At 71.5% G+C, this 24,533-nt stretch carries 22 protein-coding genes and 1 tRNA gene; 14 read left to right on the top strand and 9 right to left on the bottom strand.

Annotated features, from left to right (window positions below; all coding sequences use genetic code 11):
* The first annotated feature begins 26 nt into the window (after positions 1-26).
* Positions 27-524, top strand: coding sequence for an Lrp/AsnC family transcriptional regulator (locus tag ACZ7LV_RS30175; RefSeq protein WP_401675193.1), 498 nt, complete (start codon positions 27-29; stop codon positions 522-524).
* 29 nt (positions 525-553) lie between these two features.
* On the opposite strand, the gene ACZ7LV_RS30170 is transcribed toward ACZ7LV_RS30175, so the two are convergent.
* Together ACZ7LV_RS30170 and ACZ7LV_RS30165 are read right to left on the bottom strand one after the other, a co-directional pair.
* Positions 554-1,144: a TetR/AcrR family transcriptional regulator gene (locus ACZ7LV_RS30170; protein WP_471943917.1), complete on the bottom strand. Its 591-nt coding sequence runs from the start codon at positions 1,142-1,144 to the stop codon at positions 554-556.
* On the bottom strand, positions 1,141-2,655 hold the full coding sequence (locus ACZ7LV_RS30165) for a 3-hydroxyacyl-CoA dehydrogenase (RefSeq protein ID WP_471943915.1): 1,515 nt from the start codon (positions 2,653-2,655) through the stop codon (positions 1,141-1,143). Before ACZ7LV_RS30165 ends, ACZ7LV_RS30170 begins: the two co-directional genes overlap by 4 nt.
* Positions 2,656-2,815: 160 nt before the next feature.
* Between ACZ7LV_RS30165 and paaN the strand changes: the two genes are divergently transcribed.
* On the top strand, positions 2,816-4,507 hold the full coding sequence (paaN, locus tag ACZ7LV_RS30160; protein WP_471943913.1) for a phenylacetic acid degradation protein PaaN: 1,692 nt from the start codon (positions 2,816-2,818) through the stop codon (positions 4,505-4,507).
* Positions 4,508-4,510: 3 nt separating this feature from the next.
* Here paaN and ACZ7LV_RS30155 read toward each other — a convergent pair whose 3' ends face one another.
* From ACZ7LV_RS30155 to ACZ7LV_RS30145, 3 genes are read right to left on the bottom strand one after another with little or no spacing between them, the layout of a single operon-like run.
* Positions 4,511-5,293, bottom strand: coding sequence for a TrmH family RNA methyltransferase (locus tag ACZ7LV_RS30155; RefSeq protein ID WP_471943911.1), 783 nt, complete (start codon positions 5,291-5,293; stop codon positions 4,511-4,513).
* The gene (locus ACZ7LV_RS30150; RefSeq protein ID WP_471943909.1) at positions 5,290-6,516 is read right to left on the bottom strand and encodes an HTTM domain-containing protein; all 1,227 of its coding nucleotides are present in this window, start codon (positions 6,514-6,516) and stop codon (positions 5,290-5,292) included. The genes ACZ7LV_RS30155 and ACZ7LV_RS30150 overlap by 4 nt, the downstream gene beginning before the upstream one ends.
* Positions 6,513-7,265, bottom strand: coding sequence for a DUF5819 family protein (locus ACZ7LV_RS30145; RefSeq protein ID WP_471943907.1), 753 nt, complete (start codon positions 7,263-7,265; stop codon positions 6,513-6,515). The genes ACZ7LV_RS30150 and ACZ7LV_RS30145 overlap by 4 nt, the downstream gene beginning before the upstream one ends.
* A gap of 239 nt (positions 7,266-7,504) precedes the next feature.
* Between ACZ7LV_RS30145 and paaA the strand changes: the two genes are divergently transcribed.
* The 6 genes from paaA (at position 7,505) to ACZ7LV_RS30115 (ending at position 12,347) form a co-directional block, all read left to right on the top strand.
* The gene (paaA, locus tag ACZ7LV_RS30140; protein WP_471943905.1) at positions 7,505-8,506 is read left to right on the top strand and encodes a 1,2-phenylacetyl-CoA epoxidase subunit PaaA; all 1,002 of its coding nucleotides are present in this window, start codon (positions 7,505-7,507) and stop codon (positions 8,504-8,506) included.
* Positions 8,503-8,790: a 1,2-phenylacetyl-CoA epoxidase subunit PaaB gene (gene paaB / locus ACZ7LV_RS30135; RefSeq protein ID WP_401675172.1), complete on the top strand. Its 288-nt coding sequence runs from the start codon at positions 8,503-8,505 to the stop codon at positions 8,788-8,790. Before paaA ends, paaB begins: the two co-directional genes overlap by 4 nt.
* On the top strand, positions 8,787-9,506 hold the full coding sequence (gene paaC / locus ACZ7LV_RS30130) for a 1,2-phenylacetyl-CoA epoxidase subunit PaaC (protein WP_471943903.1): 720 nt from the start codon (positions 8,787-8,789) through the stop codon (positions 9,504-9,506). The genes paaB and paaC overlap by 4 nt, the downstream gene beginning before the upstream one ends.
* Entirely contained in the window at positions 9,500-10,036 is a 537-nt protein-coding gene (gene paaD / locus ACZ7LV_RS30125) for a 1,2-phenylacetyl-CoA epoxidase subunit PaaD (protein ID WP_471943901.1), read from the top strand. Before paaC ends, paaD begins: the two co-directional genes overlap by 7 nt.
* Positions 10,036-11,094: a 2Fe-2S iron-sulfur cluster-binding protein gene (locus ACZ7LV_RS30120; RefSeq protein WP_471943899.1), complete on the top strand. Its 1,059-nt coding sequence runs from the start codon at positions 10,036-10,038 to the stop codon at positions 11,092-11,094. The genes paaD and ACZ7LV_RS30120 overlap by 1 nt, the downstream gene beginning before the upstream one ends.
* Before the next feature lie 116 nt (positions 11,095-11,210).
* Positions 11,211-12,347: an acyl-CoA dehydrogenase family protein gene (locus tag ACZ7LV_RS30115; protein WP_471943898.1), complete on the top strand. Its 1,137-nt coding sequence runs from the start codon at positions 11,211-11,213 to the stop codon at positions 12,345-12,347.
* Between the two features lie 204 nt (positions 12,348-12,551).
* On the opposite strand, the gene ACZ7LV_RS30110 is transcribed toward ACZ7LV_RS30115, so the two are convergent.
* From ACZ7LV_RS30110 to ACZ7LV_RS30095, 4 genes are all read right to left on the bottom strand, one after another.
* A complete protein-coding gene (locus ACZ7LV_RS30110; RefSeq protein ID WP_471943896.1) occupies positions 12,552-12,896 on the bottom strand; it encodes a rhodanese-like domain-containing protein in 345 nt (114 codons plus the stop codon).
* 55 nt (positions 12,897-12,951) lie between these two features.
* A complete protein-coding gene (locus tag ACZ7LV_RS30105; protein ID WP_471943895.1) occupies positions 12,952-13,797 on the bottom strand; it encodes a hypothetical protein in 846 nt (281 codons plus the stop codon).
* 159 nt (positions 13,798-13,956) lie between these two features.
* Positions 13,957-15,417 carry a DUF2252 domain-containing protein gene (locus tag ACZ7LV_RS30100; RefSeq protein WP_471943893.1) on the bottom strand — a complete coding sequence of 487 codons (1,461 nt, stop codon included), beginning with the start codon at positions 15,415-15,417 and terminating at the stop codon, positions 13,957-13,959.
* Positions 15,418-15,812: 395 nt separating this feature from the next.
* A tRNA-Leu gene (locus tag ACZ7LV_RS30095) sits at positions 15,813-15,896 on the bottom strand.
* A 435-nt stretch (positions 15,897-16,331) separates the two neighbouring features.
* Here ACZ7LV_RS30095 and ACZ7LV_RS30090 point away from each other — a divergent pair.
* The 6 genes from ACZ7LV_RS30090 (at position 16,332) to pknB (ending at position 24,513) form a co-directional block, all read left to right on the top strand.
* Positions 16,332-17,213 carry an FhaA domain-containing protein gene (locus ACZ7LV_RS30090; protein WP_471943891.1) on the top strand — a complete coding sequence of 294 codons (882 nt, stop codon included), beginning with the start codon at positions 16,332-16,334 and terminating at the stop codon, positions 17,211-17,213.
* A 10-nt stretch (positions 17,214-17,223) separates the two neighbouring features.
* Positions 17,224-17,733 (top strand): FHA domain-containing protein FhaB/FipA, encoded by a 510-nt coding sequence (locus ACZ7LV_RS30085; RefSeq protein WP_401675146.1) that lies wholly within the window; start codon positions 17,224-17,226, stop codon positions 17,731-17,733.
* 140 nt (positions 17,734-17,873) lie between these two features.
* Positions 17,874-19,409 carry a Stp1/IreP family PP2C-type Ser/Thr phosphatase gene (locus tag ACZ7LV_RS30080; RefSeq protein ID WP_471943980.1) on the top strand — a complete coding sequence of 512 codons (1,536 nt, stop codon included), beginning with the start codon at positions 17,874-17,876 and terminating at the stop codon, positions 19,407-19,409.
* A gap of 27 nt (positions 19,410-19,436) precedes the next feature.
* Positions 19,437-20,876 (top strand): FtsW/RodA/SpoVE family cell cycle protein, encoded by a 1,440-nt coding sequence (locus ACZ7LV_RS30075; protein WP_471943889.1) that lies wholly within the window; start codon positions 19,437-19,439, stop codon positions 20,874-20,876.
* The gene (locus ACZ7LV_RS30070; RefSeq protein ID WP_471943887.1) at positions 20,873-22,345 is read left to right on the top strand and encodes a penicillin-binding transpeptidase domain-containing protein; all 1,473 of its coding nucleotides are present in this window, start codon (positions 20,873-20,875) and stop codon (positions 22,343-22,345) included. Before ACZ7LV_RS30075 ends, ACZ7LV_RS30070 begins: the two co-directional genes overlap by 4 nt.
* Before the next feature lie 170 nt (positions 22,346-22,515).
* Positions 22,516-24,513 (top strand): Stk1 family PASTA domain-containing Ser/Thr kinase, encoded by a 1,998-nt coding sequence (pknB, locus tag ACZ7LV_RS30065; RefSeq protein ID WP_471943885.1) that lies wholly within the window; start codon positions 22,516-22,518, stop codon positions 24,511-24,513.
* Positions 24,514-24,533 lie beyond the last annotated feature (20 nt).

Genomic DNA, 24,533 nt, shown 5'->3' with positions numbered 1-24,533 from the left:
CGTCCATGGTAGAGAGGCGGGGGGACATGGCATCTGAACAAATGGCCGAAGGGACGGAGCCCGCCGCCCCGCCGCCGCCCCGTCCCCTCGACGCGATCGACGAGGACATCCTGCGGATGCTCCAGGCGGACGGCCGCGCGTCGATACGCTCCGTGGCCGAGCGGGTCCACGTCTCGCGGGCCAACGCCTACGCGCGGATCAACCGGCTCCTCGAGGACGGCGTCATCCGCGGCTTCGGAGCCCGCGTCAACCACGAACGGGCGGGGCACGGCACCTCGGCGTACATCACCTTGCAGATCGTCCAGAACTCCTGGCGCACGGTGCGCGAACAGCTCAGACAGCTGCCCGGCGCCTCTCACATCGCCCTCGTCGGGGGCGATTTCGATGTGCTGCTGCTGGTGCACACCTCCGACAACCGGGCGCTGCGCGAGGTGGTGCTGACCCGGCTCCAGGCGATCCCCGAGGTCCTCAGCACGCGCACGCTGCTGGTGTTCGAGGAGGAGGACCTGGAGCCCCAGGGCTGAGCCGCCGGGGTGACGGCCGGAGACGGCGTTCAGCGCGCCCGGCGCAGCCCCTCGAACACCAACTGCGTGACCGCGTCGGCCACTTCGCGCTCCCCCATGCCACGCCCGTCGGGCCGGTACCACTCGACGATCGAGTTGATCATGCCGAAGACCAGCCGGGTGGCCAGCCGCACCTCCACGTCGCCGCGCACGTCGCCCTCCGCGGCGGCGGCCTTCAGCAGCTCGGCGACCCGGTGGTCGAAGTCCCGGCGCCGCTCCAGCGCCCACCGCTCGGTGCCCGTGTTGCCCCGCACCCGCAGCAGCAGCGTCACGTACGGCAGTTCGGCGATGAGCACCTCGACCATACGCCGGACGACGTACTCCAGCCGCGCGGACGCGGGCCCCCCGCGCGCGTGCTCCTCGTCGAGGATCCCGAAGAGCCCGTCCAGCGCCCGGCTCACCGCCCGGCGCAACAGCTCCTCCTTGCCCGTGACGTGGTGGTAGATCGACGACTTGGAGATGCCGGCCGCCTTGGACAGGTGCTCCATGGAGGTGCCGTCGTAGCCGCGCTCGTTGAAGACCCGGACGGCGACCGACAGCAGAGTCTCCGGGGTGTACGTGTCGCGCTTGGCCGTGGTCATGGGGTGCCCTCCCGCTTGTCGGTGGAGTGTCCGTGGCGGTAGAGCGCCAAGGAGGGCGCGTAGCGGCCCGACGGCTCGCGCAGGTGCAGCTCCTCCAGCAGGTCGTGGGCCCAGACCCGGCCGAGCCGGCGGCTCCACTCGAAGGGGCCGAGGGGGTAGTTGACACCGAGGCGCATCGCGGTGTCGATGTCCTCCTCGGTGGCGACGCCCTTGGCGACCGCGTCGTACGCGAGGTCGACGATCCTTGCGACCGTGCGGGCGACGATCATGCCGGGCACGTCCCCGATGACGCTGACGTCCTTGCCGAGCGCCTGGAAGAGGCCGACGGCCTCCGCGAGGGTCTGCGAGGAGGTGTCCTTGGAGGCGGACAGGGCCACGCGGGTGGCCTTGCGGTAGTCCAGGGCAAGGTCGAAGTGGACGACGTCCCGGAACTCCACGGAGGTCTGACCGTCGGCGAGGACGAGCCGGCCGCCGCTCGGCAGCACCAGACACGCGCCGCTGTCCTCGTCCTCCTCGCGCACGAGGATGCCCGCCTCACGGATCAGCGCCGGCAGTTCGGAAGCGGGACCCAGGTCCCCCTCCGCGACGACGTACGCGGGCGGCGGGGCGGCCTCGGCGGTGTGCGGTTCGGGGCGTTCGGCGCCCTCCCGGTAGTCGTACCAGCCCTGTCCGGACTTGCGGCCGAGCCGGCCGGACTCGACCAGGCGGCGCTGGGCGAGCGAGGGCGTGAAGCGCACGTCCTGGAAGAAGGACTGCCACACGGACTGCGTCACGGACTCGTTGACGTCCTGCCCGATGAGGTCGGTCAGCTCGAAGGCGCCCATCCGGAACCCGCCGCTCTCGCGCAGCACGGCGTCGATGGTGGCGGGGTCGGCGCCGTGGGCCTCGTAGACGGCGAAGCTCTCGGCGTAGAAGGGCCGGGCGATGCGGTTGACGATGAATCCGGGGGTGTCGGCGGAGGCCACCGGCGTCTTGCCCCAGGCGCGGGCCGTCTCGTACGCGCGCGTGGCCGAGCCGACGTCGGTGGCGAAGCCGGAGACCACCTCGACCAGCGGCAGCAGCGGGGCGGGGTTGAAGAAGTGCAGGCCCACGAAGCGGCCGGGGGTGCGCAGGCCGCCTCCGATGGCGGTCACCGACAGGGAGGACGTGTTGGTGGCCAGCAGACAGTCCTCGCTGACGACGTCCTCCAGCTCGCGCAGCAGGTGCTGCTTGACGTCCAGGCGCTCCAGGACGGCCTCGACGACCAGGGTGGCGTCGGCGAGCTCGGCAAGGGTCCGGGCGGGCAGCAGACGGGCGCGTGCCGCGTCCCGGTCGGCGCCGCTCAGCCGTTCCTTCTCGACGAGCCGGTCGAGCCGGGCACCGATCGCGGCGGCGGCCTCCTCGGCGCGCCCGGGGACGGCGTCGTACAGCCGTACGGGGTGGCCCGCGACCAGCGCCACCTGGGCGATGCCCTGGCCCATGGTGCCGCTGCCGACGACTGCCACGGGGCTGCTGAGGTCGAGTGCTGTCATGAACGCGATCCTCCCGCACGGGGTTTTCCACAGATGCGGCGGACCCCCTTGAACCGACCGATCGTTCGGTTACTCTAACCCTGACCGCCCGATCCCGCCCCTGTTTCTGCCCAGGTCATGAGCTCGACGAGGAGCTCACAAGACGAGGAGTTGGTCCCGCATGGCCGCCGAACTCACCGCCCACGAGCTGATCGCCCAGCACCGGCCCACCCTCGACCAGGCGCTGGAAGCGATCCGCACGCGCGCGTACTGGTCCCCGCATCCCGAGCACCCGAAGGCCTACGGGGAGAACGGCAGCCTGGACGCGGCCGCGGGCAAGGCCGCCTTCGACGCCCTGCTCGGCACCCGGCTCGACCTCGGCCAGCCGGGCACGGACGGCTGGGTGGACGGCGAGACCTCGCCCTACGGCATCGAGCTGAGCGTCAGCTACCCGCACGCGGACGTCGACGTGCTGCTGCCCGCGATGCGCGCCGGACAGCGTTCCTGGCGCGACGCGGGGCCGGAGGCCCGGGCCATGGTCTGTCTGGAGATCCTCAAGCGGATCAGCGACCGGACGCACGAGTTCGCGCACGCGGTCATGCACACCTCCGGCCAGGCCTTCATGATGGCGTTCCAGGCGGGCGGCCCGCACGCGCAGGACCGCGGCCTGGAGGCGGTCGCGTACGCGTACGTGGAGCAGGTCCGCACCCCCGACACCGCCGAGTGGACCAAGCCGCAGGGCAAGCGTGACCCGCTCGCGCTGACCAAGGCCTTCACCGCGGTCCCGCGCGGGATCGCCCTGATGATCGGCTGCAACACCTTCCCGACGTGGAACGGCTACCCGGGCCTGTTCGCCTCGCTGGCCACGGGCAACGCGGTCCTGGTCAAGCCCCACCCGCGCGCGGTGCTGCCGCTCGCGCTCACCGTGCAGGTCGCCCGCCAGGTGCTCACGGAGGCCGGCTTCGACCCGAACCTGGTCGCGCTGGCAGCGGAGGCGCCCGGTGAGGGCATCGCGAAGACCCTCGCGGTCCGCCCCGAGGTCCGGATCATCGACTACACCGGCTCGACGGCGTTCGGCGACTGGCTGGAGGCCAACGCCCGCCAGGCGCAGGTCTACACGGAGAAGGCCGGCGTCAACACGGTGATCGTGGAGTCGACCGCCGACTACAAGGGGATGCTGTCCAACCTGGCGTTCTCGTTGTCGCTCTACAGCGGCCAGATGTGCACGACCCCGCAGAACCTGCTGATCCCCCGCGACGGCATCCGCACCGACCAGGGCCCCAAGTCCTTCGACGAGGTGACCGCCGACCTCGCCCAGGCCGTCGACGGCCTGCTCGGTGACGACGCGCGCGCGAACGCGTTGCTCGGCGCCATCGTCAACCCGGACGTCAAGGCCCGCTTGGAGGCCGCGGCCGGTCTCGGCGAAGTCGCCCTCGCCTCCCGCGAGATCAGCAACCCCGAGTTCCCGGGTGCGGTGGTTCGGTCGCCCGTCCTCGTGAAGCTGGACGGCGCCAAGCCGGACGACGAGGCCGCCTACATGAGCGAGTGCTTCGGCCCGGTCGCCTTCGCCGTCGCCGTCGACTCGGCCGCCGACGCGGTCGAGTTGCTGCGCCGGACCGTCCGTGAGAAGGGCGCCATGACGGTCGGCGCCTACACGACCGACGAGGACGTCGAGCGGGCGATCGAGGAGGTCTGCCTGGACGAGGCCGCGCAGCTCTCGCTGAACCTGACGGGCGGGGTGTACGTCAACCAGACCGCGGCCTTCTCCGACTTCCACGGCTCGGGCGGCAACCCGGCGGCCAACTCGGCGCTGACCGACGGGGCCTTCGTGGCCAACCGGTTCCGCGTGGTGGAGGTGCGCCGCGAGGCGTGACCCTCAGGCCGACGCGCCCCCGGAGGCGCTCCAGTGGTACAGCGTCATGGCCACACTGGTCGCGAGGTTGTAGCTGGAGACCTGGGGGCGCATCGGCAACGCCACCAGCTGGTCGGCACGCGCGCGTACGTCCGCGGACAGGCCGCTGCGCTCCGAGCCGAAGGCGAGCAGGGCGTCGTCGGGCAGTTTCAGTCCGCGGATGTCCTCGCCCTCCGGGTCCAGGGCGAACAGCGGCCCGGGCGGCAGGTCCACGACGTCCAGCCGCTCCACGGCGGTGGCGAAGTGCAGCCCGGCGCCGCCGCGGACGACCGTGGGATGCCAGGGGTCGAGCGTGCCCGTCGTGACCACACCGGTCGCCCCGAAGCCGGCCGCGAGCCGGATCACGGCCCCGGCGTTGCCGAGGTTGCGCGGCTGGTCGAGGACCACGACGGGGGCGCCGCGGGGCGTGCGGGCCAGCGTCCGCAGACTGCCCTCGCGCGGCGGGCGTACGGCCAGGGCGGCCACGGCGGTCGGATGCGAGCGCGGCACCAGGGAGGCGTAGACCGCCTCCGGGACCTCCGTGAGCAGCGCGGCGAGCGACTGTCGTACGTCCGGGGCGAGCTCGTCGGCGAGCGCGAGGGTGGCCTCGCGGTCCGCGGTCACGGCGAGGGGCACCTCGGCGCCGAAGCGCAGGGCGTGCTTGAGCGCGTGGAAGCCGTCGAGCAGCACGGAGCTCCCGGCGAGACGGTGCCAGGCGCTCACCGGCTGCGACGGGGAGCCGGTGACCCTGTCCGCGGGGTCGTTCATGCCCTGAAGCCTACGTGGGTCTGCGCGGCGTCCCCGTGGCGCTCGGCGTCGTCCGGCGTCCGCTGCGCGGGCACCTTGGGAAGGCGGGGCCGGGACAGGCGCCCGCGCGCGCGGGCGCTCCAGTGGCCGAGGCGGCGCAGGAACGACGTCGGCAGGAAGACGGCGTCAGCCGCGATCATCGCCAGCGAGAAGAACGGCAGCCCGAGCAGCACGGCGATCACCGCGTGTTCGAGGATCATGACGGCCAGCAGCACGTTCTTGACCCGGCGGTGGAACAGCGTGAACGGGAAGGCGACCTGCACGATCACGGTCCCGTACGTCACGAGCATGACCACGATGCCGCTGGTGGACATCAGCTCGGCCAGGGCGGGCCAGGGCGAGAAGTAGTCCAGTTGCAGCGGGTAGTAGACGGCGGTGCCGTCCTGCCAGCGGGAGCCCTGGATCTTGTACCAGCCGGCCGTGGCGTAGATCAGACAGGCCTCGGCCATGATCACGAACAGTGCGCCGTTGTGCAGGATGTTGGCGATCACGTCGAGCATGATCCGGGGCTCGCCGGTGCGGGTGAGGCGGCCGACGAGCCACCACAGGGCCTGCGCCACCCACACGCCCCACAACAGCGCCGGGACCATCCAGTCGCCGTCCAGCCGGCCCAGAGCGGTCACGCCGGCCAGCACCAGCCCCAGGACGCCCCACAGCAGCGGGCCGGTCCGGTCGGCGACCCGCTCCCCGCGCGCGTGCGCCTCGCGGGTGCCCCGGGCACGGCGGGCGTCCAGCGACCAGACCTGGCCGCAGCGCGTGAACACCAGGTAGATGCACATCAGGTGCAGGACGTTGTCGCCGCCGTCGCCCATGAAGACACTGCGGTTCTGCAGCGAGAGCACGCCGACCATGAAGAGCACGGACATCGTGCGGGTACGCCAGCCCAGCATCAGCAGCAGGCTGGAGAGCACGCCGAGCGCGTAGACGGCCTCGAACCACAGCCGGCCGTCCGACCACAGCAGGGCGGTGAAGGCACCGTTCGCGCCGACCAACTGCTCGGCGAGATCCCAGCCCCACGGGCCGTCGGGGCCGTACAGCTCGTGCCGGTGCGGGATCTCCCGCAGCAGGAAAAGCAGCCAGGTGGCGGCGAAGCCGATCCGGATCACGGCGGTCTGGTACGGGCCGAGCGGGGACCCGGTCACCCGGGCGATGCCCCGGGAGAGGGCCAGGGCGAAGCGGCTCACCGGTCGCCTCCCCGCGCCTCGTCACGTGACACCGACCACCAGGGCAGCTCGCGGTACACCGGCTTGAGCGAGATCCGCTCCTCGCTCCAGTGCGGCGGGCGGACGCTCGCGGTGCGCGAGCGTATCTGGACCCGCTCGACGGCACCGCCCGGCCCGGCCGCGTCCACGCGGTCCAGGCGCATCAGCACGATCCGGCGCATGTAGGTCTCGCTCAGCGCGCCGCGCAGGCCCGACGGGCGGTTGCCGCCGTCGTGCGTGGCGGTGAAGAAGTCCCACGCCCGGCGCAGCTCGTTCTGCTGGGTGTGGCTCGGCAGCAGGTTGCCGTCGATGGCCTGGCCGTCCTGCGCGGACAGGTCGTACCAGCCGGTGACACGGCTGCCGCCGTCACCCGTTCGGATCTGGGCACGGACCTGGACGGCGATGTTCTGCTGGAGTGGGTTCGGTGCGAACAGTTTCCAGTTCTGTTCGAACTCCGGGTAGATCCAGTCGTCGATCGTCGCGCTGTGCTGCTTGGTGATCGTGTTCGACGGGGCGACGTGCAGAAAGACCATGCCGATGTGCACACAGACGGCGATCGCCACGACGGCGAGGGCCAGTGCGACGCCGACCTGGTAGCGCGGGGAGAGGGCCGCGACCCCGGTGCGGGGTTCCGCCAGGGGCGCGCGCACGTCGGGTGTGCCCGGCTCGTCCCGCGCGTGCGGGACGCCTGCACCCCTGTCGTACGTGTCCTTCGCGCCCTGCGCGTCCATTCCGCCCCGATTCCGTTCCCGATCCGGTCCTCGTCCGCCGCCCGCAGCCCCCTCGCACGCGAACGCTACTCAGGCCGACCCGTCGGGCACAGCCCCTTCGATCAGCTCGCGCGGGGCCGCGCCGACGGGTTTTCCACAGCGGTTGACACCTTACGGCGCCCGTCCGACCATGGAACCGCACGAACCGAACGATCGGTCGGGAGCATGCTCCGGACGGACCCACAGGTCGAGGGGGCCACATGGCGACAGCAGCCGCGCAGAAGACGGACCGGACCGCGCCGTACGGCGAGGGGGACAGCACCCTCGCCGGGTACGAGCACGCCTTCGACGCCGCCGTGGCCGCCGACGAGCGCATCGAGCCGCGCGACTGGATGCCCGACGCCTACCGGGCGACGCTGGTCCGGCAGATCGCCCAGCACGCGCACTCCGAGATCATCGGCATGCAGCCGGAGGCCAACTGGATCACCCGTGCGCCCTCGCTGCGCCGTAAGGCGATCCTGATGGCCAAGGTCCAGGACGAGGCCGGCCACGGCCTGTATCTGTACAGCGCGGCGGAGACCCTCGGCACCAGCCGCGACGAACTGCTCGACAAGCTGCACAGCGGCCGCCAGAAGTACTCCTCGATCTTCAACTACCCCACGCTGACCTGGGCCGACGTCGGCGCGATCGGCTGGCTGGTGGACGGCGCGGCGATCACCAACCAGGTGCCGCTGTGCCGCTGCTCCTACGGCCCGTACGCGCGCGCGATGGTCCGCATCTGCAAGGAGGAGTCCTTCCACCAGCGCCAGGGGTACGAGCTGCTCCTCGCCCTCAGCAAGGGCACCCCCGAGCAGCACGCGATGGCACAGGACGCGGTGGACCGCTGGTGGTGGCCGTCCCTGATGATGTTCGGCCCGCCCGACGACGAGTCGCAGCACTCCGCACAGTCGATGGCCTGGAAGATCAAGCGGCATTCCAACGACGAGCTGCGCCGGCGCTTCGTCGACATCTGCGTCCCCCAGGCCGAGTCCCTCGGCCTCACCCTCCCCGACCCGGACCTGCGGTGGAACGAGGAGCGGGGACAGCACGACTTCGGGGCGATCGACTGGACCGAGTTCCGCGACGTCCTCAAGGGCAACGGCCCGTGCAACGACCAGCGCATCACACAGCGCAGGCAGGCCCACGAAGAGGGCGCCTGGGTCCGGGAGGCGGCCGCGGCGTACGCGGTCAAGCACAGCGAGACAGGAGCAACGCGCGCATGACGAACACCGACTGGCCCCTGTGGGAGGTCTTCGTGCGCTCGCGCCGGGGCCTGTCCCACACCCACGCCGGCAGCCTGCACGCCCCGGACGCGGAGTTCGCCCTGCGCAACGCGCGCGACCTCTACACCCGCCGCGGCGAGGGCGTCTCCCTGTGGGTCGTGCCCTCCTCCGCCATCACGGCGTCCTCCCCCGACGAGAAGGACCCCTTCTTCGAGCCGGCCGCCGACAAGCCCTACCGCCACCCCACCTTCTACGAGATCCCCGAGGGGGTGCAGCACCTGTGACCACCACGGTTCCCACGACGGCCGCCCTCGCCCTGGGCGACGACGCCCTGGTGCTCTCCCACCGCCTGGGGGAGTGGGCCGGCCACGCCCCCGTCCTGGAGGAGGAGGTCGCCCTCGCCAACATCGCGCTCGACCTGCTCGGCCAGGCCCGCGTGCTGCTGTCGCTGGTCGGCGACGAGGACGAGCTGGCCTACCTGCGCGAGGAGCGCGCCTTCCGCAACCTCCAGCTGGTGGAGCAGCCCAACGGCGACTTCGCCCACACCATCGCCCGCCAGCTGTACTTCTCGACCTACCAGCACCTGCTGTACGCCGAACTGGCCACCGGCGACGGCCCCTTCGCCCCGCTCGCCGCGAAGGCCGTCAAGGAGGTCGACTACCACCGCGACCACGCCCGGCAGTGGACCCTGCGCCTCGGCGACGGCACGGACGAGAGCCATGAGCGCATGCGCCGGGCGTGCGAGGCGCTGTGGCGCTTCACCGGCGAGATGTTCCAGCCCGTCGAGGGCCTGGACGTCGACGGCGAGCAGCTGCGGACGGCCTGGCGGGAATCCGTCGGCGAAGTGCTCCAGCGCGCCACCCTCACGGTCCCCGAGGGGCCGCAGACGGGCGCCTGGCGCGCCGGAGCGGGCCGTCAGGGCCTGCACACCGAGTCGTTCGGGCGGATGCTCGCCGAGATGCAGCACCTGCACCGCAGCCACCCGGGGGCGTCATGGTGACCACCACCCCGCTGGAGGAGCGGCTCGTCGCGATCGCCGGCTCGGTGCCCGACCCCGAGCTGCCGGTCCTCACCCTGCGGGAACTGGGCGTCCTGCGCGCGGTGCACCTGCGCGGCGAGGACGCGGTCGAGGTGGAGCTGACCCCGACGTACACGGGCTGCCCCGCCGTCGAGGCCATGTCCCTGGACATCGAGCGCGCGCTGCACGAGCACGGCGTACGCGACGTCACCGTGCGCACGGTGCTCTCGCCGGCCTGGTCGACGGACGACATCACGCCCGAAGGGCGCCGCAAGCTGCGCGAGTTCGGCATCGCGCCGCCGCGCGCGGGGGCGCGGTCCGGGCCGGTGCCGCTGGAGCTGGGCCCGGTGCGCACACTCACCGCGGCACGCGAGGAGGCCGAGCCGGTCCTCTGCCCGCACTGCGGCTCCGCCGAGACCGAACTGCTGAGCCGCTTCTCGTCCACGGCCTGCAAGGCACTGCGCCGCTGCCTGTCCTGCCGTGAACCGTTCGACCACTTCAAGGAGTTGTGATGGCCCGCTTCCACACGCTCCCGGTGACCGCGGTCGACCGGCTCACCGACGACGCGGTCGCCGTCACGCTCGCCGTCCCCGAGGAGTTGCGCGAGGAGTTCCGGTACGCGCCCGGGCAGCACATCGCGCTGCGACGCACGGTCGACGGCGTCGACATCCGCCGGACGTACTCGATCTGCTCCCCGGCACCGCGGGACGGCGCGGCACCGCGCGCCCTGCGGGTGGGCGTGCGGCTGGTGGAGGGCGGGGCCTTCTCCACGTACGCGCTGAAGGAGATCGACATCGGGGACGAGCTGGAGGTGATGACACCGGCCGGCCGTTTCACCCTCGATCCCGCGCCCGGGCTGTACGCGGCGATCGTCGGCGGCAGCGGCATCACACCGGTGCTGTCGATCGCGTCGACACTGCTGGCCCGCGAGCCGAAGGCCCGCTTCTGCCTGATCCGCAGCGACCGTACGGCCGCCTCGACGATGTTCCTGGAGGAGGTCGCCGACCTGAAGGACCGCTTCCCTGAGCGGTTCCAGCTGGTGACGGCGCTCTCCCGGGAGGAGCAGCAGGCGGGACTGCCGACCGGACGACTCGACCACGAGCGGCTGTCGGGGCTGCTGCCGGCGCTGCTGCCGGTGGCCGAGGTGGCGGGCTGGTTCCTGTGCGGGCCCTACGGGCTGGTGCAGGAGGCCGAGCGGGCGTTGCGCGGACTCGACGTGCCGCGCGGCCGCATCCACGAGGAGATCTTCCATGTGGACGCCGCTCCGGCGGCCGCCCCGTCGGCGGCGCCCGCCCACAGCACGGTGACCGCGCGCCTCGACGGCCGCGGGGGCACCTGGCCGGTGCGATCCGGTGAGTCGCTGCTGGAGACGGTGCTGCGCAACCGTTCCGACGCCCCCTACGCGTGCAAGGGCGGGGTGTGCGGCACGTGCCGGGCCTTCCTGGTCTCCGGGGAGGTCCGCATGGACCGCAACTTCGCGCTGGAACGCGAGGAGACGGAGGCGGGGTACGTGCTGGCCTGCCAGTCCCATCCGGTGACGGAACAGGTGGAGCTGGACTTCGACCGGTGACCGGCGCGGGCGCCGGCGCCGCCCCTGTTCGGGCGCCGACGCCCATTCCCTTCTCCTAGAACCTGTTCTATCTTGACGCACCGTCAGACAGCGGGAGCCGCCGGGAGGACAGGACCGTGGACTTCACCTTCACCGAGGAACAGCAGGCGGCTGCCGAGGCGGCGCGGGGGGTGTTCGCCGACGTCGCGCCGGACACGGTGCCGAGCCCCACTCTGACCAGGGGCGCCGTGGCCGACGACTTCGACCGCGCCCTGTGGGGCAGGCTCGCCGACGCCGATCTGCTGGGCCTGCTGCTCGACCCGGAGCACGGCGGACCGGGCCTCGACGCCATCGCGCTGTGCCTGGTGCTGCGCGAGGCGGGCAAGGTGCTGGCGCGGGTGCCGCTGCTGGAGAGCAGTGCGGCACTGGCGGCCGTACAGGCCTACGGCGGGGCAGAGTTGAAGGCCGCGCTGCTCGAACGGGCCGGGCGGGGAGAGGTCGTGCTGACCGTCGCCGCGCAGGGGCGTACCGGCGGCCACGATCCGGCCGAGCGGGCGGTGACCGCTCGGCGGGACGGGGACCACTGGGTCCTGGACGGGGTGCAGACGGCGGTGCCATGGGCCTACGACGCCGACTTCACCGTCGTACCGGCGCACACCGGCGCCGACTGCGGGGTCCTCGCGCTCGTCCCCCGGGGCCACCAAGGGGCCGCGCTCGCCGAGCAGTTCGCGACCAACGGCGAGCGGCTCGGGGAACTGCGGCTGGAGTCGGCGCGGATTCCGGAGCGGTACGTCCTCGTGGCCGAGGGGGCCTGGGAGTGGCTGCGGCAGCTGCTGGCCACCGGGACCTGTGCGCTGGCGCTGGGGCTCGGGGAGCGAGTGCTGCGGATGACCGGCGAGTACACCGGGAAGCGCGAGCAGTTCGGCCACCCGGTCGCGACGTTCCAGGCCGTCGCCGTGCAGGCCGCCGACCGCTACATCGACCTGCGGGCGATGGAGGCCACGCTGTGGCAGGCGGCGTGGCGGATCAGCTCCGCGGCGTCCGGCGCGCTGCCGGCCGCCGCCGATGTGGCCGTCGCCAAGATCTGGGCGGCGGAGGGGGTGCGGCGGGTGGTGCAGACGGCACAGCATCTGCACGGGGGGTTCGGAGCGGACGTCGACTATCCGCTGCACCGCTACCACGCCTGGGCCAAGCACCTGGAGCTGTCCCTGGGACCGGCGGCGGCCCATGAGGAGACCCTGGGCGACCTGCTCGCGGCGCACGCACCTGGGTGAGCATCCTCGCGGACCCGCGGACCCGCGGACCCGCGGACCCGCCGCTCCGTCGGCCGCAGCGCCGGCCCGGTGGGTGGCGCCGCGAGGCCGTAGCCCAGGCGCACGGCGACCGTGGTGCACGCCCGGTCGGCCGCGCCGGAGAACGGGAGCCACGGCATCCGCGTGACGGGCGCGACACCGCGCCCGTACCTCACCCGGCCGGACTCAGACGACCGCTCCCGGCTCCCCCGCGTCCGTGACCACCGGGCGCCCGGTCGCCTGCCAGGCCTCCATGCCGCCCGCGACGTTCACGGCGTCGACGCCCTGCTGGTTGAGGTACATCGCGACCTGGGCCGAGCGTCCGCCGGAACGGCAGATCACGTGGACGCGGCCGTCCTGCGGGGCGGCCTCGGTCAGCTCGCCGTACCGGGCCACGAACGCGCTCATGGGCAGGTGCAGCGCGCCCGCCGCGTGACCGGCCTGCCACTCCTCGTCCTCACGGACGTCCAGCAGGAAGTCGTCGTCCTTGAGGTCGGTGACCCCGACCGTGGGAACAGCTCCGAAGTTCATGGTCCCGACGCTACCCGAAGCGCTCCCCAGGGCGGCTCGGAGGCCGCCCGGCCGCTCACTGGCCGACCAGCGCCGCCAGCTCCGCCTCGCGCCCCGCGACCTCCTTGAGCAACTGCTCGGCGATCTCGTCGAGCAGGCTGTCCGGGTCGTCGGGCGCCAGCCGCAGCATGGAGCCGATCGCGCTCTCCTCCAGGTCACGGGCGACGACCGAGAGCAGTTCCTTGCGGCGGGCGAGCCAGTCCAGCCGGGCGTAGAGCTCCTCGCTGGGGCCCGGCCGGCGCTCTTCGGGCACCGGACCCGCCGCCCATTCCTCGGCCAGCTCCCGCAGCAGCGCCTCGTCACCGCGGCCGTAGGCGGTGTTCACCCGGGTGATGAACTCCTCACGCCGCTTGCGCTCACCGTCCTCCTGCGCGAGGTCGGGGTGGGCCTTGCGGGCCAGCTCGCGGTAGAGGCGGCGGGCCTCGTCGCTGGGGCGCACCCGCTGCGGGGGCCGGACGGGCCGGTCCGTCAGCATCGCCGCGGCCTCGGGGAACAGGCCGTCGCCGTCCATCCAGCCGTGGAACAGCTCCTCCACGGAGGGCATGGGCAGCACCCGGGCCCGCAGCTCCTGCGCGCGGCGCAGGTCCTCGGCATCGCCCGTGCGGGCCGCCTTCGCCTCGGCTATCTGCGCGTCCAGCTCCTCGAGCCGGGCGTACATCGGCCCGAGCCGCTGGTGGTGCAGCCGGGAGAAGTTCTCGATCTCGACCCGGAAGGTCTCGACCGCGATCTCGTACTCGATCAGCGCCTGCTCGGCCGCCCGCACGGCCCGCTCAAGCCGCTCCTCGGGCCGGGGGGCGCCGTCCTCGGGCGTCGCCTGCGCCTCATGGGCGACACCACCCTGCTCAGCTTCCGGGGTCGTCACCCGACCAGCGTAGGCCACGCCACCGCCGGCTCCCGGAACCCCGGCCACACCCGCCCGCTCCACAGCACGGGAAGACCCCTCGCCGACAAGGGCAGCCCCCTCGCCGACACGGGCAGCCCCTTCTCCGTGCACGAGCCCTTCATCGCCGATCACCCGCGCTCACACCCCTTCCTCCGCCGGGACCCGCCCCGCCCGGACGGCCGCGACCAGCTCCGAGTGATCGGCCTCGGTCCGGTCGGCGTACGCGACGGCGAAGGTGGCGAGCGCCTCGTCCAGCTCCTCGTTCTTGCCGCAGTAGCCGGAGACCAGGCGCGGGTCGGCGCTGTGGGAGTGGGCGCGTGCCAGGAGCGCGCCCGTCATGCGGGCGTAGTCGTCGAGCTGGTCGACCGAGAGGGCCGCCGGGTCCACACTGCCCTTGCGGTTGCGGAACTGGCGGACCTGGAAGGGGCGGCCCTGGACGGTCGTCCAGCCGAGCAGGATGTCGCTGACCACCTGCATCCGCTTCTGCCCGAGGACCACCCGCCGGCCCTCGTGATCGACGGACGGCGTCTCGAACCCGGCGGTCCGCAGATGCGGCAGGAGCGCCGATTCGCGGGCCTCCTTCACCTGGAGGATCAGCGCCTCACCGCGGTGGTCCAGCAGCAGGACGACGTACGAACGCAGGCCGACGCTGCCCGTGCCGACGATGCGGAACGCCACGTCGTGCACCGCATGCCGGGACAACAGCGGCAGCCGGTCCTCGGACAGCGTCGTCACGTACTCCTCCAGGGCGCCGGCGACCGCCGCCGCCTCGGCGTCCGGGACGCGGCGCAGCACCGGCAGCGCGTCCACAAAGCGCCGGCCGCCCTCCTCGGACGGCTCGGTCGACCGCGCCGCGAACCGCCCGCTGGTGTTGGCCCGCGCCTTCTCCGAGACCCGCTCCAGCGTGCCGAGCAGATCGTGGGCGTCGGTGTGGGAGACCAGTTCCTCGTCCGCGATGGCGTTCCACGCGTCCAGCACCGGGAGCTTGGCCAGCAGCCGCATCGTGCGGCGGTAGGCGCCGGCCGCGTCGTGGGCGGCCGACCGGCAGGTGTCCTCGTCGGCGCCCGCCACCCGGCCCGCGAGCACCAGCGAGGCGGCGAGCCGCTTGAGGTCCCACTCCCAGGGGCCGTGCACCGTCTCGTCGAAGTCGTTCAGGTCGATGACCAGGCCGCCGCGCGCGTCGCCGTACAGACCGAAGTTCGCCGCGTGCGCGTCGCCGCAGATCTGCGCGCGGATGCGGGTCATGGGGGTGCGGGCGAGGTCGTACGCCATGAGGCCCGCCGCTCCGCGCAGGAAGGCGAACGGGGTCGCCACCATCCTGCCGACCCTTATCGGCGTGAGCCCGGGGATACGGCCCTGGTTGGACTCCTCGACCGCGGTCACCGCGTCGGGCCGGGCACCGTCGACGTCGAGGGTGGCGTGGGCGCTGCGCGGCACCCGCTCCCGCAGGGCCTTGCCCTCCGCCTTGGGCGAGCGCGCGCCCTGCGCGGACGGCTCGGCGAAACCCCGCACCCGCGGAATCCGCACCGACCCGGAACCCGCCTCCCGCACACCGGTCTCGGTCACCGCGACCGCCTCCCCCGTGACTCGCCGGAACATCAACTCGTGCCGACCGTACAACCGGCGGACGGCATCCCGTCAGACCCTGTGGACAACTCCCCACCTGTGGAAAACCCCGGCGCACGTCAACTCCCCGACCTGCCCGACCCGGTCCTGCGGCAGGTGGCCGACGCCGGTCCCGCAGCCGCACGTCCGCCTGTCGGCCCTCGTCCTTGAACGCGGGCGGCATCGGCCCGTCCGACACCACCACGCCCGACATCACCGCCACGGCACGGACCCCCCGCACGACCACCACGACCTGAGACGTTGCTCACACAGGAACAGGCAGCACGGTGAGGGGCTTCACGGGGTACGCCTCCGAAGGCCCGGGAGAACGACGGGAGAACAAAGAGAAGCGGTCGGCATCGTGATCACGATGCCGACCGCTTCAGCTGTGCGCGAGGGGGGAGTTGAACCCCCACGCCCTTGCGGGCACTGGAACCTGAATCCAGCGCGTCTGCCTATTCCGCCACCCGCGCATTGGGTGTGTCTCCGGCCCCGTCCCCTTGGGGTTGGCGCCTTCCGACACCCAGAACATTAGCACGCTGGACGGGGTGGGTTCACATGCCTTATCCAGGGCAGGGGCACCCTCACATGGGCACGCCGACCGGCCGGAACGCCTCCGCACGTATCAACCTCGTACCGGTCCTGCCCGTCTGCCCAGGAGCCGGACCGAGTCCGCAGTCCGGTGCGGGACACTTGTTTGCGACCCCCTCTACGATCCATGCCAGAAGTTCGAAGGGGAGCGCCGCAGGGAACTTCGTCAGGCGTCGACACCCGTCGACACCCGTCGACCGGGCTGACAGGGGGAACCAGCCGATTAACCGGGGCGTGGATACGATCAGTAAGCAGTACCGGGTAGGCAGTGCACGGGTAGGCAGTACACAGGACGGCAACGCCGGAGGAGGTGCCCCATGGGAGTCCTGAAGAAGTTCGAGCAGCGTCTCGAAGGTCTGGTCAACGGCACCTTCGCCAAGGTGTTCAAGTCCGAGGTGCAGCCCGTGGAGATCGCGGGAGCGCTCCAGCGGGAGTGCGACAACAACGCGACCATCTGGAACCGCGACCGCACCGTCGTGCCCAACGACTTCATCGTGGAGCTGAGCGCCCCGGACTTCGAGCGCCTCAGCCCCTACTCGGGCCAGCTGGGCGACGAGCTCGCGGGCATGGTCCGCGACTACGCCAAGCAGCAGCGCTACACCTTCATGGGAGCGATCAAGGTCCACCTGGAGAAGGCGGACGACCTGGACACCGGTCTGTACCGGGTGCGCAGCCGTACGCTCGCCTCCTCCACCGACCAGCAGGCCCCCGGCTCCGCGGCCGGCGGCGTCCGCCCCCCGGCCGCCGCGGGTGGCTACGGGTACCCGCCCGCTGCTGCCCCGCCGCAGCCCGCCGGCGCTCCCCCCATGCCTTCGGCACCCCCACCCGGCGCCCGCCCCGGCGGGTACGGCTATCCGCAGCCGGCCCAGCCCGCCGCGCAGCGTCCCGGTGCCGCGCCCGGCGCCTCCCCTGGTTCCCGCACCAGGTACTGGATCGAGATCAACGGTGCTCGCCACCAGATCTCCCGCCAGACCCTGGTAATGGGCCGCAGCACCGACGCCGACGTGCGGATCGACGACCCCGGCGTGTCCCGCCGGCACTGCGAGATCCGGACCGGAACGCCCTCGACGATCCAGGATCTCGGGTCCACCAACGGCATCGTGGTGGACGGGCAGCACACCACCCGCGCTACGCTCCGCGACGGCTCGCGGATCGTCGTGGGCAGCACCACCGTTATCTATAGGCAAGCCGAAGGGTGATCCGGGGGCAATGTCAGAGCTGACCCTCACGGTCATGCGGCTGGGTTTCCTGGCCGTACTGTGGCTGTTCGTGATCGTGGCCGTGCAGGTCATCCGCAGCGATCTGTTCGGAACGCGCGTCACACAGCGCGGATCCCGACGGGACGCGGGCCGGGCGCAGCAGGCCACGCGCCAGGCGCCTCCGCAGCAGCGCCAGCAGCCGGCCGGCGGCCGGTCGCGGCGGAACGCCCCGACCAAACTGGTGGTGACCGAAGGCACACTCACCGGCACCACCGTCGCGCTCCAGTCCCAGACCATCACCCTGGGCCGGGCGCACGACAGCACCATCGTGCTGGACGACGACTACGCCTCGAGCCGGCATGCCAGGATCTACCCGGACCGGGACGGTCAGTGGATCGTCGAGGACCTCGGGTCCACGAACGGCACCTATCTCGACCGGACCCGCCTCACGACCCCCACGCCGATCGCGTTGGGTGCACCGATCCGCATCGGCAAGACCGTCATCGAGCTGCGGAAGTAGTGCTACATCATGAATGAGCGCGAGCGGAGCGAGCACGCAGCGGCGGTCCACACCCGGGGCCCCGGCGCGCTCCCGACCGGAGGGTGGGCAGTGTGGCTCGACACGATCGGCTGTACCCGGAGCCGACGGGCGAGGTGCGCATGAGTCTGTCACTGCGCTTCGCCGCCGGTTCGCACAAAGGCATGATCCGCGAGGGCAACGAGGACTCCGGATACGCCGGTCCGCGCCTGCTCGCGATCGCCGACGGCATGGGCGGCGCCGCGGCCGGCGAGGTCGCCTCCTCCGAGGCGATCTCCACCATCGTCCAGCTCGACGACGACATCCCCGGCTCGGACGTCCTCACCTCGCTCGGCACCGCCGTCCAGCGCGCCAACGACCAGCTGCGTCAGATGGTCGAGGAGGACCCCTCGCTGGAGGGCATGGGTACGACCCTCACCGCTCTGCTGTGGACGGGCCAGCGGCTCGGCCTGGTGCACGTCGGCGACTCGCGCGCGTACCTGCTGCGCGACGGTGTCCTCACCCAGATCACACAGGACCACACCTGGGTGCAGCGCCTCGTCGACGAGGGCCGGATCACCGAGGAAGAGGCCACCACCCACCCGCAGCGCTCCCTGCTGATGCGCGCGCTCGGCAGCGGCGACCACGTCGAGCCCGATCTGTCGATCCGCGAGGTGCGGGCCGGCGACCGCTATCTGATCTGCTCCGACGGCCTGTCCGGCGTCGTCTCCCACCAGACGATGGAGGAGACGCTCGCCAGCTACCAGGGTCCGCAGGAGACCGTGCAGCAGCTGATCGAGCTGGCGCTGCGCGGCGGCGGCCCGGACAACATCACCGTGATCGTCGCCGACGTGCTCGACCTGGACACCGGTGACACCCTCGCCGGGCAGCTGTCCGACACCCCGGTCGTGGTCGGCGCCGTCGCCGAGAACCAGAACCACCTGCACGACAACGGCATCATGCAGACCCCGGCCGGCCGGGCCGCCGGCCTCGGCCGCCAGGTGCCCGGACAGGGCGGCGGGGGCGGCGAGTTCGGCCCGCCCGGCTCCGGCGACACCACCGGCTACATCCCGGCGGACGGCTTCGGCGGCTACAGCGACGACGACTTCGTCAAACCACGGCCGCGGCGCCGCTGGCTGAAGCGATCCTTCTACGGCGTCCTCGCGCTGGCCGTCATCGGCGGCGGCCTGTACGGGGGCCACCGCTGGACGCAGACCCAGTACTACGTCGGCACCAACGACGAGCACGTCGCCCTGTACCGGGGCATCAGCCAGGACCTGGCCTGGGTCTCCTTGTCGAAGGTCGAGAAGGACCACCCCGAGATCGAACTCAAGTACCTGCCGCCCTACCAGCAGAAGCTGGTCGAGGCGACGATCGCCGAGGGCGGGCTGAAGAACGCCCAGGCCAAGATCGTCGAGTTGGGCGTGCAGGCCTCCGCGTGCAAGAAGGAGGCGCAGCGACGCGCCGCCGAGAGCGAGAACAGCGCGCAGACCGGCCAGGGCGAGGCAGGCGGCACCACGGGAACCACCCGTACCTCTGTCACGTCCAAGGCCACACCGACACCGTCGGCCACCGGTTCCACGTCCCCGAGCCAGTCCGCGACCGCGCCCACTCCCAGCCCCGGCCCCAGCCTCTCGGAGGAAGAGCAGAAGGTCGTCTCGCTGTGCGGTAAGCAGTAGGCAAGCCGTGAGAGGCCCCGTCACACGATGAGCAGTACTCCCAATCCGTCGACGCAGCACACGTCCACGATCGGCTCGATCGGCACGCCGAGCCGGCGCAACACCGAGCTCGGGCTCCTGGTGTTCGCCGTCCTCATCCCGGTCTTCGCCTACGCCAACGTCGGTCTCGCCATCAACGACGAGGTACCGGCCGGCCTGCTGAGCTACGGGCTCGGTCTGGGCCTGCTGGCCGGCGTCGGCCATGTCGTCGTCCGCAAGTTCGCGCCGTACGCGGACCCGCTGCTGCTGCCGCTGGCCACCCTGCTCAACGGGCTGGGCCTGGTCGCCATCTGGCGGCTGGACCAGTCCGAGCTGCTGCAGGACATCGGCCAGGCCGGCACCGCCGCCCCGCGCCAGCTGCTGTACACGGCGATGGGCATCGCGCTGTTCATCGTGGTGCTGATCTTCCTCAAGGACCACCGCGCGCTGCAGCGCTACACGTACATCTCGATGGTCGGCGCGCTGTTCCTGCTGCTGCTGCCGCTGGTGCCGGGCCTCGGCCAGAACATCTACGGCGCCAAGATCTGGATCAACGTCGGCGGATTCTCCATCCAGCCGGGCGAGTTCGCGAAGATCGTCCTCGCGGTCTTCTTCGCCGGGTACCTGATGGTCAAGCGGGACGCGCTCGCCCTGGCCAGCCGCCGCTTCATGGGCCTGTACCTGCCGCGTGGCCGCGACCTCGGCCCGATCCTCGTGGTCTGGGCGATCTCGATCCTGATCCTGGTCTTCGAGACCGACCTCGGTACGTCGCTGCTGTTCTTCGGAATGTTCGTCATCATGCTGTACGTCGCCACCGAGCGGACCAGCTGGATCGTCTTCGGTCTGCTGATGTCCGCGGTCGGCGCCGTCGGCGTGGCCTCCTTCGAACCGCACATCCAGCAGCGCGTCGACGCCTGGCTCGACCCGATGCGCGAGTACACGCTCTCCCGCCAGGGCGTGGGCGGCCACTCCGAGCAGGCGATGCAGGCGCTGTGGGCGTTCGGCTCCGGCGGCACCCTGGGCACCGGCTGGGGCCAGGGGCACTCCGAGCTGATCCGGTTCGCCGCCAACTCCGACTTCATCCTCGCCACCTTCGGCGAGGAGCTGGGCCTCGCCGGCGTGATGGGCCTGCTGCTGCTGTACGCACTGATCGTGGAGCGCGGCGTGCGCACCGCCCTCGCCGCCCGCGACCCGTTCGGCAAGCTGCTCGCCATCGGCCTGTCCGGCGCCTTCGCCCTCCAGGTGTTCGTCGTCGCCGGCGGTGTGATGGGGCTCATCCCGCTGACCGGTATGACGATGCCGTTCCTGGCCTACGGCGGCTCGTCCGTGATCGCCAACTGGGCCCTGATCGGCATTCTGCTGCGCATCAGCGACACCGCGCGCCGCCCGGCGCCCGCCCCCGCCCCGAACCCCGACGCCGAGATGACCCAGGTGGTCCGCCCGTCATGAACAAGCCCCTGCGCCGGATCGCGATCTTCTGCGGACTGCTCGTCCTGACGCTGCTGATCCGCGACAACTGGCTCCAGTACGTCCGGGCGGACGAGTTGGCCACCGACACCGACAACCGCCGGGTGGCGATCGAGCGGTACGCCACCCCCCGCGGCGACATAATCGTCGACGGCAAGGCCATCACCGGCTCCAAGCGGGCCGCCAGCGGCGACTTCGAGTACGTCCGCACCTACAAGGACGGCCCCATGTGGGCCCCGGTCACCGGCTACGCCTCCCAGGCCTTCGGCACCAACCAGCTGGAGAACCTGGAGGACGGCATCCTCACCGGCAACGACGACCGGCTGTTCTTCCGCAACACCCTCGACATGCTCACGGGCAAGAAGAAGGCCGGCGGCAACGTCGTCACCACCCTCAACGCGGCCGCGCAGAAGGCGGCGTACGAGGGCCTGGCCAAGCGCGGCAAGGGCGCCGTGGTGGCGCTTGACCCGGAGACCGGCGCGATCCTGGCGCAGGCCTCCTACCCGTCCTACGACCCCTCGACGATCGCCGGATACTCCGACGACGACCAGAAGGCCTGGAACAAGCTCCAGAAGAAGGACGACGCGAACGACCCGATGCTCAACCGGGCGCTGCGCGAGACCTACCCGCCGGGCTCGACCTTCAAGGTCGTCACCGCGGCGGCGGCCCTGGAGCACGGCCTGTACCCCGAGGCGGACTCGCCCACCAAGACGCCGCTGCCGTGGACGATGCCGGGCACCACGACCGAGCTGAAGAACGAGGGGACCATCCCCTGCAAGAACGCGACCCTCCGGGTCGCCCTGCAGTGGTCCTGCAACACCGTCTTCGGCAAGGTCGGCTCCGACCTCGGCAACGACAAGATGCTGGAGACGGCGAAGAAGTTCGGCTTCACCGAGGAACAGTTCACGCCGGTCCGCGCGAACGCCTCCGTGTTCTCCGAGGACATGGCCCCCTCCGAGGTGGCGCTGTCCTCGATCGGCCAGTTCAACACCGCGGCGACACCGCTGCAGATGGCCATGGTCGCCGCCGCGGTCGCCAACGACGGCACGCTGATGAAGCCGTACATGGTCGACAAGCTCCAGGCGTCCAACGTCGACACCATCGAGCAGACCGAGCCGGAGGAGCTCAGCAAGCCGCTGTCCTCGGACAACGCGCAGGTGCTGCAGTCGATGATGGAGACCGTCGTCGACAAGGGCACGGGAAGCAACGCGAAGATCGACGGCGTGACCGTGGGCGGCAAGACCGGTACCGCCCAGCACGGCGTCGACAACAGTGAGAAGCCGTACGCCTGGTTCATCTCGTACGCCAAGCTCTCCGACGGCAGCTCGCCGGTGGCCGTGGCCGTCGTGGTCGAGGACCAGGAGGCGGACCGTGGCGACATCTCCGGCGGCGGCCTCGCGGCGCCCATCGCGAAGAGCGTGATGGAGGCGGTCATCCAGAGCAAGCAGTGAGAGCCCCGTCACGTCGCCTTCACATTGATGCACGTTGCGATACCGGTCCTGTATCGGCTGACGGGCTTGGCCAGGTCATACAAAGCGAGCCGGGTACGGTAGGCCCGGACGGCAGTCTCCGGCCGCACGACATGCCGGCCGGGACCGACGGAGAGGGCTGGTAGGTAGCTATGGAAGAGCCGCGTCGCCTAGGCGGCCGGTACGAGCTGGGCCCGGTGCTCGGCCGTGGTGGCATGGCGGAGGTTTACCACGCGCATGACACCAGGCTGGGGCGCCAGGTGGCCGTGAAGACGCTGCGCGCGGATCTCGCACGCGACCCGTCGTTCCAGGCCCGCTTCCGCCGGGAGGCCCAGTCGGCCGCCTCGCTCAACCACCCCGCGATCGTCGCGGTCTACGACACGGGCGAGGACTACATCGACGGGGTCTCGATCCCGTACATCGTCATGGAGTACGTCGACGGCTCCACGCTCCGTGAGCTGCTGCACTCCGGCCGCAAGCTGCTGCCGGAGCGCGCCATGGAGATGACGATCGGCATCCTCCAGGGCCTGGAGTACGCCCACCGCAACGGCATCGTCCACCGCGACATCAAGCCGGCGAACGTCATGCTGACGCGCAACGGCCAGGTCAAGGTCATGGACTTCGGCATCGCCCGGGCCATGGGCGACTCCGGCATGACGATGACGCAGACGGCCGCCGTGATCGGCACCGCGCAGTACCTCTCGCCCGAGCAGGCCAAGGGTGAGCAGGTCGACGCGCGCAGTGACCTGTACTCCACCGGCTGCCTGCTGTACGAGCTGCTGACGGTACGCCCGCCGTTCGTGGGCGACTCCCCGGTGGCGGTCGCGTACCAGCACGTCCGGGAGGAGGCCCAGCCGCCGTCGGTGTTCGACCCCGAGATCACGCCGGAGATGGACGCGATCGTCCTCAAGGCGCTGGTCAAGGACCCGAACTACCGCTACCAGTCCGCCGACGAGATGCGCGCCGACATCGAGGCCTGCCTCGACGGCCAGCCGGTCGGCGCCACGGCGGCGATGGGCGCGGTCGGCTACGGCGGCTACCCGGACGACCAGCCGACGACGGCCCTGCGCTCCGACGGCCACGGTGGCGCGACCACCCTGCTGCCCCCGACCAACCCGGACGACGGCGGCTTCGGCTACGACGACCGGCCCGACCGGCGTCGTCAGAAGAAGTCCAACACCTCGACGATCCTGCTGGTCGTAGCGGCGGTCCTGGTCCTGGTCGGCGCGATCCTGATCGGTCGCTGGGCGTTCGGCGGGGACGGGGTGAGCAACGACTCGGTGCAGGTGCCGAACTTCGTGGGGCTCACCCAGGACGACGCGCAGAAACAGGCGACCAACGCCGATCTCGAGCTGTCCGTCAGCAACAAGCCCTGCGAGGACCAGCAGAAGGGCAACGTCTGCTCCCAGGACCCGCCGCGGGGCACGGAGGTCGACAAGAACACGGCGATCAACGTCGTGGTGTCGACCGGCGCCCCGAAGGTCGCGGTGCCCAACGTCATCAACGAGAACGTCGAGGACGCCACGGCGAAGCTCGAGGGCGACGAGTACGAGTTCAAGGTGAAGACGGAGGTCCGCGAGTCCTCGGACGACCCGGGCACCGTCCTGGAGCAGGACCCGGTCTCCGGCAAGGAGGTCGAGAAGGGCTCCACGATCACCCTGACGATCGCGAAGGCCGAGGAGAAGGCGACCGTCCCGAACGTCGGCGGCCAGTCCTGCGACGACGCCAAGAAGCAGCTCGAGGACAACGACCTCACGGGCAACTGCACCGACGTGCCGGTCACCGACCCCAACCAGGACGGCAAGGTCATCGAGGTCAACCCGCCCGCCGGTTCGCAGATCGACAAGGGCTCGACGGTGAACCTGAAGGTCGGCAAGCTCCAGCAGCAGAAGGCCAAGGTCCCGAACGTCGTCGGACAGACGGTGGGACAGGCCAAGCAGATCCTGAACGCGGCCGGCTTCACCAACATCCAGTTCGAGAACGGCAGCGACCAGAGCGACGGAGCGTTCGTCGCCGCGCAGAACCCGCCGGGTGACCAGGAGGTCGACAACCCGGGCGGGACGCAGATCACGCTGCGCACCGTGGGACTGGGCGGCAACAACGGAGGCAACAACGGCGGCGGCATCTTCGGAGGCAACGACGGCGACTGACCGCCCTCGCCGCACACGAC

The organism is Streptomyces sp. NPDC107562, from assembly GCF_055657325.1.
This window is presented reverse-complemented; position numbering and strand designations above follow the sequence as displayed.